Source organism: Streptomyces sp. P9(2023) (assembly GCF_032436795.1).
In the GTDB taxonomy this organism is placed as follows: domain Bacteria; phylum Actinomycetota; class Actinomycetes; order Streptomycetales; family Streptomycetaceae; genus Streptomyces.
This window is the reverse complement of sequence record NZ_JAUPWM010000727.1, coordinates 1-248: the sequence shown is the minus strand read 5'-3', so window position 1 is coordinate 248 and position 248 is coordinate 1. Positions and strand designations below refer to the sequence as shown.

Below are 248 nucleotides of genomic sequence, written 5' to 3'. Positions count from 1 at the left end.
CGCCAGCCGTAACCGCGCCAGCCCCAGCCGCGACGCCACCAGACCTTCTCGATCTTGGCGGAGGTGCCGGGCGTGGCAGCAGCGTTGGTGTCGACAGCCGGAGCGACGATCGCCGGAGCGGCCGACTCGGCGGTGAGGCCGCCCGCGGGGGCGGCGACAGCGGCGACGGGCGCCGCGAAAATAAGTGCTCCAAGGAGCCCCAGCATCTTGGGCTTCACATTTCCCTCCATTCTCTCCGCTTTGCACGC

General features: G+C 70.2%; 1 protein-coding gene. It reads right to left on the bottom strand.

The annotated features are described in order from the left end of the window. Positions 1–218, bottom strand: a 218-nt coding sequence (locus tag Q5762_RS39255; protein WP_315897105.1) for a hypothetical protein, incomplete at its 3' end; no start/stop codon positions are given. Between the last annotated feature and the right edge of the window lie 30 nt (positions 219–248).